The sequence below is a fragment of the Rhodococcus sp. YH3-3 genome (assembly GCF_001653035.1).
GTDB lineage: Bacteria > Actinomycetota > Actinomycetes > Mycobacteriales > Mycobacteriaceae > Rhodococcus_F > Rhodococcus_F qingshengii.
On the sequence record NZ_BCWH01000005.1, the window covers coordinates 62,705 to 79,490 of the forward strand.

Consider the following 16,786-nt stretch of genomic DNA (forward strand, 5'->3'; position numbering starts at 1 on the left):
CCTCCGGGGATGTTGACCTGTCACATAGAAGGGCTCGGTGCCTCTGCCGAGATCAATTGTCGAGCAGAGACACCGAGCCGCGTGTGCTCACATCCGATTGAAATCCGAGCGACGAACGCCGGAAGTCGTGATCACAGCGTGGCGAGAATGCCTTCCATCGTGGTGATTTCCTCGTTTTGCGTGCTGATGATGGTCTGCGCCATGGAGATAGCTTCGGGATACTGTCCGGAATCAACTTCAGTTTGCGCCATCGCGACTGCTCCGCGGTGATGGTCGATCATCTGAGTGAGGAACAGTTTCGCGGCGTCAGTTCCCTGTGCATTCTGCAGCGCGGTCATGTCGTCGGCGGACATCATCCCCTCCATGCCGGGCATCGTTCCCATGCTTTCGGAGGGCATGGGCATGTTCATGCTGGTGGAGGGTGTCATGCCTTCCATGTTGTGGGAGGTGGTCGGCATGTTCATGCCCGAGGAGGACGAACTTTGTCCCCAGCTGGTCAACCAGGCCTGCAGCTGCTCGATTTCTGGGCCTTGCGCCGCTTTGATCTGTTCTGCCAACGCTGTCACTCGGGGGTCGATACCGTCTTTGGAGAGGAGCATGTCGCTCATCTCGACGGCTTGACTGTGGTGAGGGATCATCTGCTCGGCAAATGTCACATCTGCCTGATTATGAGTGCTCGCGTCCGCCGAGCTACTGGACTCGACACTCATTGACATCGGTGTGGAGGTGGTTCCATCGGAATTGGAACTGTTACATGCGGTGAGGACGAATAGTGCTGCAGTTGCTGCAGCGCTGATTGCGAGGACTTTCTTCATATCGGGAATCCCTTTCGTTGGGAGATGGTTGTCCGGTCATGAGGCGTTCTGTGAGGTGGACTTCGGGGTTGTGCTTGGTGAAGGCCGGTGTTGATCTGGGGGAGAGGGGAGGCGCAGTCGCTTCAGCAGTAGTGCGTTGACTGCGACGATGAAGCTGGATCCGGACATCGAGAGCGCTGCGATCTCTGGGCGAAGTACGAGTCCGAGGGAGGGTTCGAAGACTCCAGCGGCGATGGGGAGGGCGATGACGTTGTACCCGACGGCCCATCCGAGGTTCTGTCGCATCTTGCGGAGGGTGCCTCGCCCGATTTGTAGTGCGACCGGTACGTCGAGTGGGTCCGACCGCATCAGCACGAGGTCCGCTGTTTCGATTGCGACGTCGGTACCTGCGCCGATGGCGATACCGAGGTCCGCTTGTGCGAGCGCAGGAGCATCGTTGACTCCGTCCCCGACCATCGCAACCTTTTTGCCGGCATTTTGCAGCTCGACGATCTTGGCGGCTTTGTCGCCGGGGAGCACTTCCGCGATGACGGTATCGATACCGAGCTGGCCCGCGATGCGCTGTGCGGTGGCTTCGTTGTCGCCGCTGAGCATGACGACTTCGACGCCCAAGTCGTGCAGCGCCGCCACTGCGGCGGCGGAAGTCTCTCGGACAGCGTCGGCGAGTGCGATCACCCCGACGCCGTGTCCGTCGACGGCGACGAGTACTGCTGTTCGCCCGCTGGCTGCGAGGTCGTCGCGTGTGCCCATCAATGTGCCGAAGTCGACGTTTTCGGCGATCATCAGTTTGCGGTTGCCTACCGCCACTCGACGACCGTCCACCTCCGCAGCCGCACCGTGACCTGGCACATTACGGAAATTTGTGAGTGGAACTTCCGGGGCGCCGCGTTCGGCCGCGTAGCGGACGATCGCGCCGGCGAGGGGGTGTTCGGACTCGCGTTCGACCGCGGCCACAAGGGAAAGGAGTTCATCGGTGCCGATACCGTCGACGACGACGTCGGTGACTTCGGGTTCGCCTTTGGTGAGGGTGCCGGTCTTGTCCATCACTACCGTCTCGATGCGCGCCGAGGATTCCAGCGCGGTGGCATTTTTGAACAACACTCCTCGTTGAGCTCCGAGTCCGGTGCCGACCATGATGGCGGTGGGCGTGGCCAAACCGAGAGCGTCGGGGCAGGTGATGACAACGACGGTGATTGCGAACAGAAGCGCGGTCTGCACTCCTGCACCCGCCGCCCACCAGACAAGGAAGGTGCCGGTGCCGCCGATCAGAGCAACAAGGACGAGCCAGAACGCGGCCCGATCAGCGAACCGTTGCCCCGGCGCTTTCGAGTTCTGCGCTTCCTGGACCAACGCCACTATTTGGGACAGGGCGGTGTCGGCACCGACTTTGGTTGCTCGGACGCGAAGTGTGCCCGTCGTGTTGATGGAAGCCCCGATGACTGCGGATCCCGGTTCTTTGGATACGGGAAGGCTTTCCCCGGTCACCATTGACTCGTCGACTTCGGAAGTTCCGCTCTCGACCGTTCCATCGACAGGGACTTTGCCGCCTGGTCGGATCAGTAACAGGTCTCCGACGACAACGTCGGCGGTGGGAACTTCGACGGGTTCGCCGTCTCTCAACACGATTGCCAATGGCGGGGTCAGTTCGAGCAGTGTGCGAATCGCGTCGTTGGCTCCACCTCTGGCTCGCATCTCGAACCAATGTCCGAGCAGGACGAAAGCCGTCAGCACCGACGCGGCCTCGTAGAAGACCTCGCCGCCGCCGGTGAAGGTGACGGCGACGCTGTAGAGCCAACCCGCCCCGACGGCGACGGCAACGAGGACCATCATGTCGAGGGTGCGGGCCTTCAGAGCCCGATAAGCGCCGTCGAAAAAGATCCAGGCCGAGTAGAACACCACTGGCAAGCTCAGTATCAGGGTGAATACGTCGTCGCGGAGTCCGAACGGGGCGGGAACTGTGAATCCGAACATGTCGCGCCCCATCGGGGACCACAGCATGATCGGAATGGACAGAACGAGAGCGACGAGAAAGCGATTTCGCATGTCCCGGACCATGTCGTCCATCGACATTCCGGCGTGGGCGCCTCCGTGCCCCATCATGTCCTGTGCAGAGTGTTGAGCATGTGGTTCGTGCGCTGTGTGTTCGCCGTGAGGAGATTCGCCGGGGTGTTCGACCGGTGCGTCGGTTGATGTGTCGGCGTGGTCTGAATGAACGTGGTATTCAGAGGGCGTGGCGCTGGTGCTGTCGTTTGGTTCGGAGAGGGGGTCGCAGCTGTGGGAGGGCACTGATCGCCCTGCGCAGTGATAGCCGCAGTCCCGGATCCATTGGGACAGTTCGGGTATCGAGGTTGCAGCCGGGTCGTAGGTGACCGTGGCAGTTTGGTTGAGGACGTTGGCCTCAGCAGAGACGACGCCACGTCGGCGAAGGAGAGTTGATTCGACTGCGGCTTTCGATGTCGCCCACTGCAATCCTTGTACTTCGAGAACGGTGGTTCGATTCATCTCTGCGCCCTCTCGTTGTGACCGCCATTCTTGCGGCAGCGACTGTGCGGATACCTCGGTGGCATGTTCCCGTGTTGTGGCAGATCGTCGGCACCTCTGGGGCGTGATGTTGTGGGGTCCACGTGTGTCTCAATACTGAGCCTGCCGGTGGCGGATATGCCTTGGTTAGATGTTTGGTGAAGATTCGATGAAGGACCATGGTGTCCCAAGCAGTCGACGACTGCCCTCGTCCGTGATGGTGGTCGTCGTGAAGTGAAACCTTTGGATTCGTTGCGGGTGGACAGTGGGACCTCTCCCGCACATCGCGTCCGAAGAGTTCAGGGCAGACGGAAGGTCATCGGGGCAGTCGAATTCGGGATCAAATCAGTGATCGGAGCTTGTGGCATGACTGGTGAATCGTCGTAGGCGCAAACTGTTCGTGACGACGAAGATGGAGCTGAAAGCCATGGCAGCGCCGGCGATCAGCGGGTTCAACAACCCCAGCGCCGCCAGAGGCAACGCCGCCACGTTGTAGGCGAAGGCCCAGAAAAGGTTCCCTTTGATGGTTTTCAACGTCGAGCGCGACAGACGGATCGCATCTGCGGCGGAGCGCAGGTCGCCTCGGACAAGGGTGAGATCGGAGGCTTCGATGGCGACATCGCTGCCGGTGCCCATGGCCAGACCTAAGTCTGCTTGTGCCAGAGCAGCGGCGTCGTTGACACCGTCACCGACCATAGCGACTGTATACCCACGGCTTTGGAGGTCTTTGACGGCGCTTACTTTGTCCGCGGGCAAGACTTCGGCGATGACATCGGCGGCTTCGATCCCCACTTGTTTTGCGACGGCGACGGCGGCGCGAGCATTATCGCCGGTCAACAGGATGGGACGTAGTCCCAAGGTTCGGAATGCAGTGATGGCCTCTTTCGAGGTGTCCTTGACAGTGTCCGAAACGACCACGATTCCGCGGATCGAACCGTCCCACGCAACCCACACCGGGGACTTTCCGTCGGCTTCCGCGTCGTGTGCGGCCACTTCCAGATTCTTGGGTGCGACGAGAGACCAGTCCTGCTCTAACCAGGTTCGCCGACCTATAGCAACGGCTCGGCCGTCTACGACACCGGAGACGCCTCGGCCGTCGTGGTTGGAGAAACCTTCGATTCTCGGCAACGGCCGGCCGTCAGCCCGAGCTGCAAGAGTGATGGCCTGCGCGATCGGGTGTTCGGAGCCGTCCTCCAACGCTCCTGCGACAAAAAGTAATTCGTCGATATTCTCGCCATCTGCGCCGACTGTCGAATCGACACTCATGCGCCCGGTGGTGACGGTCCCGGTCTTGTCGAGCACGATGGTGTCGACCTGACGGGTGGATTCGAGAACCTGGGGGCCTTTGATGAGAATCCCCAACTGGGCGCCGCGGCCCGTTCCGACCATCAGCGCCGTCGGTGTTGCCAACCCCAATGCACAGGGGCACGCGATGATCAGCACGGCAACGGCGGCGGTGAACGCCGTCACCATCGAGTGACCGGTCAAAAGCCACGCACCCAACGTCATCAGTGAGAGAACGATGACGACCGGGACGAAGATTCCGGAGATGCGGTCGGCGAGACGTTGGACCTGAGCCTTGCCGTTCTGTGCATCTTCGACCAGTCGTGCCATCTGAGCGAGCTGAGTGTCGGCGCCGATACGAGTTGCTCGAACGAGGAGTCGCCCTCCAGCGTTGACGGTGGCGCCGACAACGGCGTCGCCAGGGCGCACTTCGACTGGCACGGATTCGCCGGTCAGCATGGAGGCGTCCACCGCAGATGTGCCGTCGGTGACGATGCCGTCGGTCGCGATCTTTTCGCCGGGGCGTACGACGAAGATGTCACCGACCACCAATTGTTCGGTGGGAATTCGGATCTCGGTGTGTTCCCTCAACACCGCTACGTCTTTGGCTCCCATGTCCATCAGTGCGCGTAGGGCTGCACCCGACTGCTTCTTGGCGCGGGCTTCGAAATATCGCCCCGCCAGTATGAAGACGGTGACCGCAGCAGCGACTTCCAGATAGATGTGGTCCGCTCCGCCCTCCTGCTGTGGGAACAGGCTGAACTCCATCTTCATGCCGGCCATTCCGGCATGACCGAAGAACAACGCCCACAGTGACCACAGGTAGGCCGCCGACACCCCCACCGAGATCAGAGTGTCCATTGTTGCCGCGCCGTGTCGGGCATTCGTCAGTGCAGCGCGGTGGAAGGGGAGTGCGCCCCAGACGACGACGGGAGATGCGAGCGTCAAGGCCAGCCACTGCCAGTTCGTGAACTGCAATGGCGGGATCATCGACAATGCGACCACAGGCACAGTCAATGCGAGCGAGACGAGCAGTCGGGTCCGCAGTTGCGAAGCCTCGTCCTGGATTCGGGCGTCCACCCCGTCGGTAGTGCCGACCTCCCCGGACGAGCCCTTGGGGGCAGGCAAGGTGGCGGTGTATCCCGTTGCCTCGACGGTGGAGATCAAGTCTTCAGGTGCTACCGCACCCGTGAAATCGACCTTCGCCTTTTCGGTCGCGTAGTTCACTGTCGCGGTGACGCCGTCGATCTTGTTGAGCTTCTTTTCGATTCGCGCGGCGCAGGAGGCGCAGGTCATGCCGCCGATGACCAGTTCGACACTGTGTGCGGACTCGGCAGCGACGGTCGTGTTGTCCAGGGTGCTCATCAGATGTACCTCTCCTGACCTGCCTACGCTGGCGGTGTGGGCGCCCGGTCAGATGTTCGCGAGATGATAGTTGCCGGCTTCGTCGAGCGCGGCAGTTACTTGTTCCTCGGTCAGTGGCGCTGAAGCTGTGACGGTCACGGTGGAGACTCCTCCGGCGACGAGATCGATCTCGACCTCGCTCACTCCGGGGAGGGCGCGCAGCTCGTCCGTGACGGCGCCGACGCAATGCCCGCAGGTGAGGCCGGTGACCGCGAACGTGTTGTTGGTTGCAGACATGATGTCCTCCGTAGGGGTGGGCGCGGATGTCGTGGGTGATTTCTTCGTCGAGTTGCATCCACAGCCGCGTTGCGTCTTATCGAGTAGATTCGGCTGCGAGTTAGTCTGACCGCTCATGATTCCCTTCCCGTCTGGTACCCCAGGGGGGTACCTGTTTCTACTATACTCGCGTTAGGAGAAGGTGAGTCAAGGCTGCGCCTCGACTACTTCCGTCGGACATTTGGTCGGATTCTCCCTCGTGTATTCGCCCGCGCAGAGAACGTCGAATTTCGAGCGCCCGTGGAGTGTCGCCAGGTGTACACCGGAGCCATGGGCAGTTGCGCCGTTCGCGGGATTTCGATCCCAGTCCAGCGGCAGGGCAGAGGCCGGGGATTCCGGGACGCTGACCCGATGCCGGGGCGGCCACAATCTCACCTCGCCGAACGGGGTAGGAAGAGGCATCGAATGAGATGCCGGCCCAATCAGGTCGCGCCTCCCGTGCTGGTGTGATCGTGTGTTCGGACGTCTCCACGTGTCAGACGATGTAGCCCAAGCGGGTCATCATACCCGACTCCTGGTGATATCCGTTGTGGCAGTGGAGCATCCAGTCGCCCGGGTTGTCGGCGATGAGATCGACAGCGACAGATTCCATCGGACGAACGATGACTGTGTCCTTACGAGGGCCGACACCGCCGTCACCTTTGACCACTTGGAACGTATGCCCGTGCAGATGCATGGGATGCCACATCATCGTCATGTTGGTGAACGTGAGTCGGGCTCGGTCCCCTTCTTTGACGGTCAGAGGTTCGGTTTGGTCGTAGTTCCGACCGTTGATCGTCCATTGGTAGCTCATCATGTCCCCCCCGAGGTCTGCCACGAGATCGACACCGGTGCCATCGCTTCGCGGCAGAACGACACTTTCGGCTGCAGTGAACGACTCGACCGTGCCCACTCGACCTGCCAATTCCCGAGGGAGGAACGACGCGTCGGGCGCAGCGCCCGAGCCTGTACGCAGCAGCGTCCGAGCCTGAGCGTTCTTACCCTCGGCCGCGGCGACGAGCGGGAATACACCGTCCTTGACCGTGACGATCACGTCGTAGCGCTCACCCATGCCGAGGAGAAGCGCATCGACTTCTGTCGGTACGACCGGAAAACCGTCCGTATGGGTCACGGACATCACGTGATCGGCAAGGGCGACTCGAAAAGCGGTATCCGCACCCGCGTTGATGATGCGAATACGCACACGCTGACCGGGAGCGGCCGAGAAAGTTGTCGGTGCAGAAGCTATCCGCCCGTTGATCAGATAGTACGGATAGCTGACGTCACCCGCGTCCCCACCGAGCAGAGCGCTTGATTCTACCGAGTTAGGGCCACCCGAGGTGGCGGGCAGCGTGGTTTCGGCCGACCCGTGGTTCATTCCACCCATGCCAGGCATGTTGCCCATCCCGGATCCGCCCATCGAACCCATGCCGTTTCCGGACTGAAGGTCGGAGAGGATCTGTTGCGGACTCGTGCCGACTCCATCCGTCCAGTCGTCGAGAACCACGATCCATTCGGCGTCGTAGTCGACGGGCTCGCGGGGGTCGTCGACGACGATGGGGAGATACAGGCCGTAGTCGGTGTCGAGACCGACATGCGGGTGAGCCCAATACGTTCCCGAATGAGGTACTGAGAACCGGTATGTGAAGTTCTGCCCCGATTCGATGTTCGGGCTTGCCGGCATGGCGCCGTCCATGTCGTTGCGAAGCGCGATGCCGTGCCAATGCACCGATGTCTGATGATCGAGTCCGTTGTTGACGGTGATCGCCAACTCGTCACCGACATTCGCGCGAATCAACGGACCGGGAACACTGTCGCCGTATGCCAGAGTGCGCACCGTGATGCCGCCGAGATCGATATCGGCACCCTGCGGATTGAGCGTGTAGTCCACGGTGCGACCGGTATGCGGGCGCGCTGCCTCAGCGGACGTGATGGCATTCTTGTCGAACGGCGGGGGGTTCGGGTTGGACGATCCGCTGGTGGTGCATGCGGTCAACGCCAGGCCACCCGCCCCCGCCGCCGTGGCGGCGAGAAACGTACGTCGACTGAAAGCCGATCCTGTGAACGGCGCAATAGCCATGATTGTGATTGTCCTTGTCTAGTCGTTGTGGAGAAACGGAACTGATACGCCACCGAGCCCGGGGCGCGCGTGCGGCAGAGGTCAACGACTCTCGTGTCGACGAGAGGATCGATCCAAAGCTTCACTGCGGGAGCGATACTCGTCATCGTCGATCTCGCCGCGGGCGTAGCGCTCATCCAACAGATGCTGCGCATTCGTACCACGGAGTTCGCTGCGGGTACTGCGCCTGGGACGAAACAAAGCAAGTAGGGCCGCAATGACCAACCCCCAAAATGCGATCATCGCCAGCGCCATCAGAATCCAGCTGACCCAACCCATTCCATAACCCGAATTCTCGCTCCACCACATCATGTCCGTTCACTCTCCTCACCTTCGACAGTGCTCGCCGAACCCTCTGGGATCGGTGTGCTTTCTATGAAGATTCGCTGAAGAGGTGACCGCATACCGTGTATCGCGTGCGCAGCGGCGACTGAGCAGTCCACGATGGTGGCATGGACAGTACGTCAACACGGTCAACCGACGGGTACGCAGGTTTTCGGGCACTGGTCGTCGACGACGAACGCCCACTGGCCTCGATCATCTCGAGTTACCTCGAACGAGAGTCATTCGAGGTGAGTGTGGCCTACAACGGTTTCGACGCTCTCGCCCTGGCACGTGAGGTCGATCCTGATGTGGTGGTCCTCGATCTCGGGTTGCCCGGTATCGACGGCATCGAGGTATGCCGGGAACTTCGTACATTTTCGGATGCATACGTGGTGATGCTGACTGCTCGCAGTGAGGAAGTGGACACCATCGTCGGGCTTTCTGTCGGTGCCGATGATTACATGAGCAAGCCGTTCAGCCCCCGAGAGTTGGTAGCGAGGATCCGCGCGATGATGCGCAGACCCCGCAGCGGAGTCGCGCACGGTACAACTGCGAGAGCGGTAACCCGAGACGAGGAGAGTCCGCCAATGACGTTCGGGGTGCTCAGGATCGACGTTGCCGGGCGAGAGGTCTCGGTCGCCGAGAAACCGGTTCTGCTGACTCGGACGGAATTCGACGTGTTGGCGGCATTGGCCGCTCGGCCGGGGATGGCGTTCAGCCGTCGGCAACTGATCGAAGCAGTGTGGGGTCCTGCGTGGACGGGGAACGAACATCTTGTCGATGTTCATATCGGTCATCTGCGCCGCAAACTCGGCGATGATCCCGCCGCGCCTTTGTATGTCAATACCGTGCGCGGCATCGGGTACCGAATGGGTTCCGGAAAATGACTACCCTGGAAGAACTTTCGTCTCATCAGGGGCGTACCCGCCGAGGACTCGGTGTCGGCGTGCGTTTGTTGATGGCCCAAACGCTGGTCTTGGTGGCAGGAGCGGCCACCTCATGGGTCGTTGCAGTCACTGTCGGTCCGAGTTTGTTCCGCGAGCATCTGCGCCGCGCGGGCGTGCCTCCGATGTCTGAGGAGCAAATGCACGCCGAGCAGGCATATCGCTCGGCAACTGCGGTCTCGTTGTCCGTGGCGATCGGCGCAGCTGCGTTGTGCGCGCTGGCTGTGACCTGGTATCTCAGTCGTCGGCTGCAGCGGTCGGTGACTGCGGTGTCAACTGCCGCCACGGCAGTCTCGGCGGGAAACTACGCGGCCAGAGTCCCGCCGCCGCAGCTCGGTGACGACTTCGACGCACTTGCGACGGCCTTCAACGAAATGGCGGTCCGTCTCGAGTCTGCCGAGTCGATGCGTCGACGGTTGCTGGCAGATCTCGCGCACGAGATCCGGACGCCGGTAGCTGTTCTCGAAGCATTCATGGAAGCGCTCGAAGACGGAGTGGAAGCTCTCGATGATCACACCATTGCGATGCTCAGAGATCAGACCCGACGTCTGGCACGGTTTTCCGGCGACGTCTCGGCGCTGTCCGATGCCGAGACGAATCGAGCTGCAATCGAACCGACATGGACCAGACCTGAGGTACTGGTGAGCTCAGCGGTAGCGGCGCACGAAGAACGATACGACACGAAAGCAGTCATTCTGAGCGTGGACGTCCCCGGAAATCTGCCGTCGGTGTGGCTGGACCCGGAGCGCATAGGGCAAGTGTTGAGCAATCTGCTCGACAACGCACTGCGCCACAGTCGATCACAGAGCACAGTGAAGGTGCGGGGACGGGTGAAAGGGGATCGGTTCATCCTCACACTCACCGACGAAGGCGATGGAGTCGCCGCCGAGCACCTCCCCTATCTGTTCGAGCGTTTCTATCGCGCCGACGCAGCACGCGATCGTGCTCACGGAGGGGCAGGGATCGGACTGTCCATCGCGAAAGCACTCGTCGAAGCACACGGTGGACAGATCACCGCCGCGAGTGACGGAGCCGGGCAAGGCACCACCTTCGTTATCGCGTTGCCAGTACATCGTCCGAAAGGGCGGCACATCGACTGCCGGGGAACTGTCGATGCGTGACATTCGACGCGACATTCGAGGTAATGGAAACGCTCCGGGAACACCCACTCACCCCGCCGCTACCGGCACACCTGGTCAAGAACTCGTGAGGTGAACCGATCAATGACGATTCAAGAGACCAGAGCGCAGAGGTGACCCGGCCCGGGGACTTACACTTCGATCGCTGTGACGTAGGCACTCGCGCACACCGAACCCGAGACCAGGAACCAACTACTCAGGCTCTCCCCTGAACTGTGATACCGCACGGTCACGTCGTTTCCCGCGGTGATGGGAGAGCGATATTCGAGAATCGCTCGGTAGGGGAGTGGATTTCGGGGTCCGGCCCAATCTCTGATCAGGTCTTCGACAGGCTGCCAATACGTGGCGTTGTTGACGTGGTTGAACGGATCGATATCGCTCGATCGTAAGACGAATGTCGTTTCCTCCCCATCGCCCGGATGAGCGGTGTGCCAGGGTTTCCACTTCAATCGGTGATCGTTGGCGGTCGAACCGAGTCCGGCCATGAAACTCTCTTCGATCCTGGAAGGCATCCCGTTGACCGGATTGAGATTTATCCAGAATCCTTCGGTCTCGATCAAGCCGCCGCCGTCGGATTCGATGCGGACACGCATCGTGCACCACCTGCTCGACAACCCCGAGCACCATCTGCGCATGCGCACACGAGCCGGCCAGCTGACCGGACGAATGACATCGATGACTGTGCGGCGCACGACCCACACCGGGTGGGCAGCCGCTGCGCCGCTCGCATCGAGATCGTCGAAACCGATGTCCTGCAGATAACGTGCAACGCCATCGAGTCGCACCGTCCCGGAGACGTCGATATCTCCCGTCCGTACCGGCCGAGAGGTTTCGAACACCGCGCCATTGGTCGGCAAATCCACCAGGCGGTGGTTGCGCATCGCGTCAGCTTCCATTTTGCAGATCCCTTAGATGTGATTGTTCGCTTCGATACTTTGCACACCCTTGCTGCAACGTAGTGCGATCCCTACGCCCAGTCCCGCATCAGCCGCCGGGTCTGCCGCAGTCGTACCCAGTAGTCCGTGCCCGGTCTCCGAACATGGTGAACAAGGAGCCTATCCAGTCTCGCAAACTACTACACTGTCCGCGCGATTGCCGGTTGACGTTCGATGTCCTTTCCAGGTCCTTCTTGAGTGTGCCCAAGATCGTTGCGGCACCATGGAATTCCCATATTCCTCGGCTCGGCCTCGAAGCGCCTCGTCTCGCCGCAGTGCCCACCCGCGCGTTCGCGCTCGACCTCTACCTACTATCCAGGTTCGTAGTTCAGCTACTATCGACCTTAGTAGTTCGGTGGGCATCCGCGCCAACCGAGAGATTGGGGCGACGGTGAGCAAAAAATCAACCAAAACCCGCGCGAAACAGCGGTCTACGACGCAGAGTCGAGCCCGACGCGCCACGTCACCGAAGCGGAACCCCACTTCACGACCGCACGACGAAGTCGGCACAACACCCCGTGCTAGGCCCAGTCCGGCCGGTAGTGCCGTGGAAGAACTGGCCGCAGCGGCCGCAGCGGCGTATCTGAGTAAAGCAGCGCCGACGCCAGCCTCGGCCTTGGCTCAAGCACCGCCGGCGCCGGCCATCGCCGAAAAGGCGATGCCCACCAAGCCATCGGGCACTGAACGCGTTGCCCGGCCATTGGGTGACGACGAGTCGACCGCTGCAACGGAACTCGCTGCGCCCGGCGGTGGGTGCGCTGAAGCGTTCACGCAGATAGAACCACAGGGGCTCGCAGCAACGTACTGGGGAGAATCGCCCGAGGTTACTTCCGATCTGTCGATTCTGTTCCGAGGAGCCCGCAACAGCCCGGGCAGCGAACCGGAACGTTTCGAGAGGGTCACCCACGTCAACGGTGTTCCAGCGGGGGAACGCTTCGCGGTGACTGCGAGAATCCGCGGAATCGCCACTGGTAGTTGGACTGTCAGTGCCGAGCGCATCGAAACTCCGGACGACACCACCGGGCAGTTCGACATCGCAGCTCCGCAGACCGCCACGGCCTGGACTACCGCAGCGCCATTGGTGCACGGGCCCGGCGTGCGACTCTGGACGTGGCCGCTGTTGGTCGGTTTGGGTGCAGTGTTCGCCATCGTCATGCAGGCACTGCTCTTGACCCGTATGAGCGAGAACGCCACTGCGGCAGTTCTCATTTCGATCCTCGGCTGCCTTCTCGGCTACGTGGGTGCGAAGCTCTGGTACTTGGCACTTCACCGCCAGAGCCTTCGAAAATTCGTCTCTGCCGGCGCATGCATACAAGGATTTTTGGTGGTGTCGCTCGCGGTATTGGTGCTCGGCGGAGCAGCCTTCGGTCTGGGCGTCGGTGTGTTACTGGACATGACAACGCCCGGGTTGTTTCTCGGGATTGCGATCGGGCGCCCGGGATGCTTTTTGACAGGATGCTGTTCGGGTCGACCTACCAGGTCGAGATGGGGAATGTGGGCTTCGGACCGGACTCTCGCGGTGCGCCGAATCCCCGTGCAACTGATCGAAGCGTTCGCAGGCTTGATCATCGGCCTCGCGACACTGATTTTCGTCCTCTACGGCACCGAAACGCCCTATGACGGAGCAGTATTCGTTGTCGCCGCGGCTATCTACACGTGGGTCCGTCAAGGGTTGTTCCCCTATCGTGCGGACCCTCATACACGGCGCGGGCGGCTTCTGACCAGCGCGGCATGCGGAATTGTCATCGTCGCGACGATTCTGCTGGGCGTGGTGTGATCGTGACCCAGAGTAGTAGCCTTTTGCGCTTTTCTGCCGATGCCACGTGCGCAGAAGGTGAGTCTCACGAAAATTGGGATGGCCACGAATCAAGTTTCGCGCGGGATCTGGCCAATTCGATTGGCGCCGCGTTCGGTGCATGAGGCCGGTTCAGTTCGAGGAGGGGGTGAACCGGCCTTGAGCACTGGCCCCCTGCGGGCCGGACTCCTTGTTCGTCCACGACCCGGTTTCGCACTGTTTCAAGCACCTGCTGCGCATGAAGCCATCGCCATCGCACCCAGTAGCGCCAGAAGAGGCGCCGCAGGTAGGACGATCGCCGTTCCGCAGGCAGCAAGGGTGCGGAGGTAGCGAATGGGCGCCGGGTGGTGGGTGCGGTGGGAGGACAGACGATCAAGTCGCAACGCCAGGCAATCCTGCGCTATTCCCAGAGCCGCCACGGGCACCTCGTGAGGTGTCATACTGCAGAGTGCGCGGTGCACGGATTCGCGCCCATGCTGACGAACGGCTCGGGAGTCGGCTTCGATTTCCACCAACGCACGGACCAATGGGGGCGAAGATCGCATGATCGGAAGCCACGGAAACGCGTAGGCGAGCGTTTGAGCTGCGCTGACGAGCAGATGGTGCCGCCCCGTGATGTGTGCTCGTTCATGTGCGAGTACTGCAGCAAGAGCCTCGGTGTCGAGTTGATCTCTCAATCCGTCGCTCGCAACTACAAGCGCGGGGCGCCCAGCGATACTGTAGGCGAAGGGCACAGAAACCGGGAGCCAGAGCAGTGACGAGGACCGTGCACCCCCCAGAATGCGCAGCAACCCGAGGTGCTGCTGGTGTAGCTCGCGGCGAGTGCGGGAGAAGCTGAACAGATGGACGGTGCCTCGCACCGCCCCGATGACCAGGGCTGACCCACCGAGTACACCCACCGCCGTCTCGAGCCTGGCCGGCGCGTCGTCGTGAAGGGCGAGCCAACAGCTGTGGGCGAATTCGATCAGCGACGAGACACCACCGTGACTGGGTAAAAGGCTCAAGATCACCGGGACACTGATACTCACTACAGTTCCGAGTGCCAGAGCGCCCCACAAGACGAGGACGACATGCGGATCAACGCCGCGACGCATCATCGATCCGAGGAACAGCGGGGAGAGTGCGGCAACGAGAAGGCCACCGACCGCCCACGCGAGGACGGCTGTCACTTCTTGCCTCGTTCACGCAATCCACGCGCCAGGATCTTCGATTCGACGTCGGATGTCCCGCGAACAAAATGCAACAGGACCCCGGTCGGGTCTCCGGTGGATTCGAGAAGTGCGCGCAACCCGTCAGCTGCCGCTTCCTCGCGGCTTCGCGTGGCTTCGTACCAGTACGCGCGCCCGTTTCGCTGACGATGCACCCAACCTTTGCGATGAAGATTGTCCATGACGGTCATCACCGTCGTGTACGCCGGTTCACGGTCGTCATCGAGGCCGTCGATGACGTCGCGCACACGGACCGGTTCGGTGGAGCGCCACAGCACATCCATCACCAGCGCCTCGAGCTCTCCCAGACCTTGCATTTTTCCTCCTCGTAGAGCTGCATTCGTCACCGCACCGTGCGAGTGCCCAACCTGCAACCTCCGTCGCTTTCGTACGGGGCCCAACCAGCGCTGTCGGTGATTCGTCGGTCACAGTGATGTGGGACCGCTCGATGAGGGTGTCGTGTCGACTCTGCACGCTGGAGGTTGCCGAGACGGCGAACCGAAGCCCTGTAGAAATACTATCTGTTCTGCTTCCCGTCGCCGCCCCGATACGGCGGCGGTGTCTGGCGACCTCCTCCCGTGACGATCTGCCGAACCCCTGTCAGCTCTGACAGTGTCAAAAGGTTTATCCAGCACTTTCGCGTCGACTACGGGAGAACGTCTCGCGCGGAGCTTCTGTTTGCGATTCAGCATCGTTTGCCGGCAGGGCGACAGGTCTTACAGCGCGCTGCCTTCCGACCATCGGTCCCACGGCACACTCCAGTCGCCGTTCTGCCACAATTCGAGAGGGGCGCCGCCGGTATTGCGTATCTCCACGACATCTCCGGGAAGCGAAAAATCATAGAACCATTGAGCATTGGCGCGACTGAGGTTCAAGCAGCCGTGTGAAACATTGGTATTGCCTTGCGCCCAGACTGTGTCTTCGAGTTCGTGAAGGTAAATTCCGTCGGTGCTTATTCGGGTGGCGTAGTTGATTTTTTCCTTGTACCCCAGCCGGGAATTGACGGGAAGTCCGTAGGTCGACGAGTCCATGATCACGGGGTTGGCCTGATCGAGGACGGTGTAAATGCCTGGTTGGGTCCAGAAGGAGATCGTTTGGCCGTTGACGAGCTCGGTTCCTCCCATGCCCATCGATGTCGGCATAGTGCGCACAGTTTTGCCGTTGCTCGTGACCGTCACTTGCTTGGTCGTATCGTCGGCGACGGCGATATGCGAGTCGCCGATGGTGAATGCAGTCGTGGCGTCTTCCTGTCCGAACAGTCCGCCACCGAGCGGGACGCCGAAGACCGCAGCCCGGACCGTGACCTCGGTGCCGGGGGGATAGTACGCACGAGGTCGCCAGTGAACATTCTGGTCATCCACCCAGTACCACGAGCCTTCGAGCGGCACCGACGTTTGCACAGTCAGGCTTTTCTCCGCCGCTGCACGATCGAGGATCGGCTCGTCGAAATGCGTGACAATAACGATCCCTACCCCGAAAGTGCCACCATCTGTGAGGAGGTTACCCCCGGCCGTCACGAAGGATGGTTTGGTCAGGTTCCGCGGCTTGACTGTGGAGAAGGTGCTGGACTGATCGAGACGTGAGCCATCGTTTTGGGTGGCTGACGCTGTCATCGTGTAGGTCTTCCCGTAGTCCAAGGACGCGCCGGGTTTCCACACCTGCCGGTCAGGGGTGAAGATGCCATCGACCACAGCCCCGCCCACTTCGGTGAGCACTACCGAGTCGAGCCTCCCGCCAACAGATTCCACCGTGACCGGATCAAGGGGGTTGACGGTATCTGTCCCCCCGGAAGGAGTCATCACCAGCGCGGAGACAGGAGAGTCGTTCTCGGCGGGCGCACCCGTGTCACTCGGTGCGGACTGCGGTGCTGTGGAGGTGCATCCTGTCAGCGTTGCGACCATAAGGACAAGGACGACTAACCCTGTATGCCGTGTTGAGGCCATAATTGTTCCTTCACGTCAGTGGGTGGGGAGCGCCGACGAAGACAGTGATTCGCAAGGGACGCAAGTAATCAGATGGAAGATCAGAGCGGACAACGAGAAGA

General features: G+C 61.3%; 13 protein-coding genes. 3 read left to right on the forward strand and 10 right to left on the reverse strand.

Features of this window, described 5'->3' with window-relative positions; all coding sequences use genetic code 11:
- Positions 1-131 precede the first annotated feature (131 nt).
- The 6 genes from YH3_RS32620 to YH3_RS32645 form a co-directional block, all read right to left on the reverse strand.
- Positions 132-656: a DUF305 domain-containing protein gene (locus tag YH3_RS32620; protein WP_306294063.1), complete on the reverse strand. Its 525-nt coding sequence runs from the start codon at positions 654-656 to the stop codon at positions 132-134.
- Between the two features lie 195 nt (positions 657-851).
- Complete coding sequence (locus YH3_RS32625) at positions 852-3,317, reverse strand: cation-translocating P-type ATPase (RefSeq protein ID WP_064444886.1); 2,466 nt, start codon at positions 3,315-3,317, stop codon at positions 852-854.
- Between the two features lie 363 nt (positions 3,318-3,680).
- On the reverse strand, positions 3,681-5,984 hold the full coding sequence (locus tag YH3_RS32630) for a cation-translocating P-type ATPase (RefSeq protein ID WP_047270630.1): 2,304 nt from the start codon (positions 5,982-5,984) through the stop codon (positions 3,681-3,683).
- Positions 5,985-6,032: 48 nt separating this feature from the next.
- Positions 6,033-6,260 (reverse strand): heavy-metal-associated domain-containing protein, encoded by a 228-nt coding sequence (locus YH3_RS32635; protein WP_030537788.1) that lies wholly within the window; start codon positions 6,258-6,260, stop codon positions 6,033-6,035.
- Positions 6,261-6,774: 514 nt separating this feature from the next.
- Complete coding sequence (locus tag YH3_RS32640) at positions 6,775-8,358, reverse strand: multicopper oxidase family protein (protein ID WP_030537787.1); 1,584 nt, start codon at positions 8,356-8,358, stop codon at positions 6,775-6,777.
- 81 nt (positions 8,359-8,439) lie between these two features.
- Entirely contained in the window at positions 8,440-8,709 is a 270-nt protein-coding gene (locus YH3_RS32645; protein WP_030537786.1) for an SHOCT domain-containing protein, read from the reverse strand.
- A gap of 140 nt (positions 8,710-8,849) precedes the next feature.
- Here YH3_RS32645 and YH3_RS32650 point away from each other — a divergent pair, with 140 nt between their 5' ends.
- Both YH3_RS32650 and YH3_RS32655 read left to right on the forward strand, forming a co-directional pair.
- Entirely contained in the window at positions 8,850-9,608 is a 759-nt protein-coding gene (locus tag YH3_RS32650) for a response regulator transcription factor (RefSeq protein ID WP_030537785.1), read from the forward strand.
- The gene (locus YH3_RS32655) at positions 9,605-10,786 is read left to right on the forward strand and encodes an ATP-binding protein (RefSeq protein ID WP_030537784.1); all 1,182 of its coding nucleotides are present in this window, start codon (positions 9,605-9,607) and stop codon (positions 10,784-10,786) included. Before YH3_RS32650 ends, YH3_RS32655 begins: the two co-directional genes overlap by 4 nt.
- A 149-nt stretch (positions 10,787-10,935) precedes the next feature.
- On the opposite strand, the gene YH3_RS32660 is transcribed toward YH3_RS32655, so the two are convergent.
- Positions 10,936-11,700: an acyl-[acyl-carrier-protein] thioesterase gene (locus tag YH3_RS32660; RefSeq protein ID WP_030537783.1), complete on the reverse strand. Its 765-nt coding sequence runs from the start codon at positions 11,698-11,700 to the stop codon at positions 10,936-10,938.
- 586 nt (positions 11,701-12,286) lie between these two features.
- Between YH3_RS32660 and YH3_RS32665 the strand changes: the two genes are divergently transcribed.
- Entirely contained in the window at positions 12,287-13,516 is a 1,230-nt protein-coding gene (locus YH3_RS32665) for a prolipoprotein diacylglyceryl transferase family protein (RefSeq protein WP_051720982.1), read from the forward strand.
- A 239-nt stretch (positions 13,517-13,755) separates the two neighbouring features.
- Here the strand turns inward: YH3_RS32665 and YH3_RS32670 are convergent, their stop codons facing one another.
- The 3 genes from YH3_RS32670 to YH3_RS32680 all read right to left on the reverse strand — a co-directional run bounded on the left by YH3_RS32670 (position 13,756) and on the right by YH3_RS32680 (position 16,643).
- Positions 13,756-14,703: a M56 family metallopeptidase gene (locus tag YH3_RS32670; RefSeq protein WP_019747376.1), complete on the reverse strand. Its 948-nt coding sequence runs from the start codon at positions 14,701-14,703 to the stop codon at positions 13,756-13,758.
- A complete protein-coding gene (locus tag YH3_RS32675; RefSeq protein WP_019747377.1) occupies positions 14,700-15,059 on the reverse strand; it encodes a BlaI/MecI/CopY family transcriptional regulator in 360 nt (119 codons plus the stop codon). Before YH3_RS32675 ends, YH3_RS32670 begins: the two co-directional genes overlap by 4 nt.
- Before the next feature lie 399 nt (positions 15,060-15,458).
- Complete coding sequence (locus tag YH3_RS32680; protein WP_019747378.1) at positions 15,459-16,643, reverse strand: Ig-like domain-containing protein; 1,185 nt, start codon at positions 16,641-16,643, stop codon at positions 15,459-15,461.
- Between the last annotated feature and the right edge of the window lie 143 nt (positions 16,644-16,786).

Bases quoted from the DNA above. Each gene is read 5' to 3' on its own strand.
- YH3_RS32625 (WP_064444886.1), bottom strand. From the start codon at position 3,317: ATGAATCGAACCACCGTTCTCGAAGTACAAGGATTGCAGTGGGCGACA.
- YH3_RS32630 (WP_047270630.1), bottom strand. From the start codon at position 5,984: ATGAGCACCCTGGACAACACGACCGTCGCTGCCGAGTCCGCACACAGT.
- YH3_RS32635 (WP_030537788.1), bottom strand. From the start codon at position 6,260: ATGTCTGCAACCAACAACACGTTCGCGGTCACCGGCCTCACCTGCGGG.
- YH3_RS32640 (WP_030537787.1), bottom strand. From the start codon at position 8,358: ATGGCTATTGCGCCGTTCACAGGATCGGCTTTCAGTCGACGTACGTTT.
- YH3_RS32645 (WP_030537786.1), bottom strand. From the start codon at position 8,709: ATGATGTGGTGGAGCGAGAATTCGGGTTATGGAATGGGTTGGGTCAGC.
- YH3_RS32650 (WP_030537785.1), top strand. From the start codon at position 8,850: ATGGACAGTACGTCAACACGGTCAACCGACGGGTACGCAGGTTTTCGG.
- YH3_RS32655 (WP_030537784.1), top strand. From the start codon at position 9,605: ATGACTACCCTGGAAGAACTTTCGTCTCATCAGGGGCGTACCCGCCGA.
- YH3_RS32660 (WP_030537783.1), bottom strand. From the start codon at position 11,700: ATGGAAGCTGACGCGATGCGCAACCACCGCCTGGTGGATTTGCCGACC.
- YH3_RS32675 (WP_019747377.1), bottom strand. From the start codon at position 15,059: ATGCAAGGTCTGGGAGAGCTCGAGGCGCTGGTGATGGATGTGCTGTGG.
- YH3_RS32680 (WP_019747378.1), bottom strand. From the start codon at position 16,643: ATGGTCGCAACGCTGACAGGATGCACCTCCACAGCACCGCAGTCCGCA.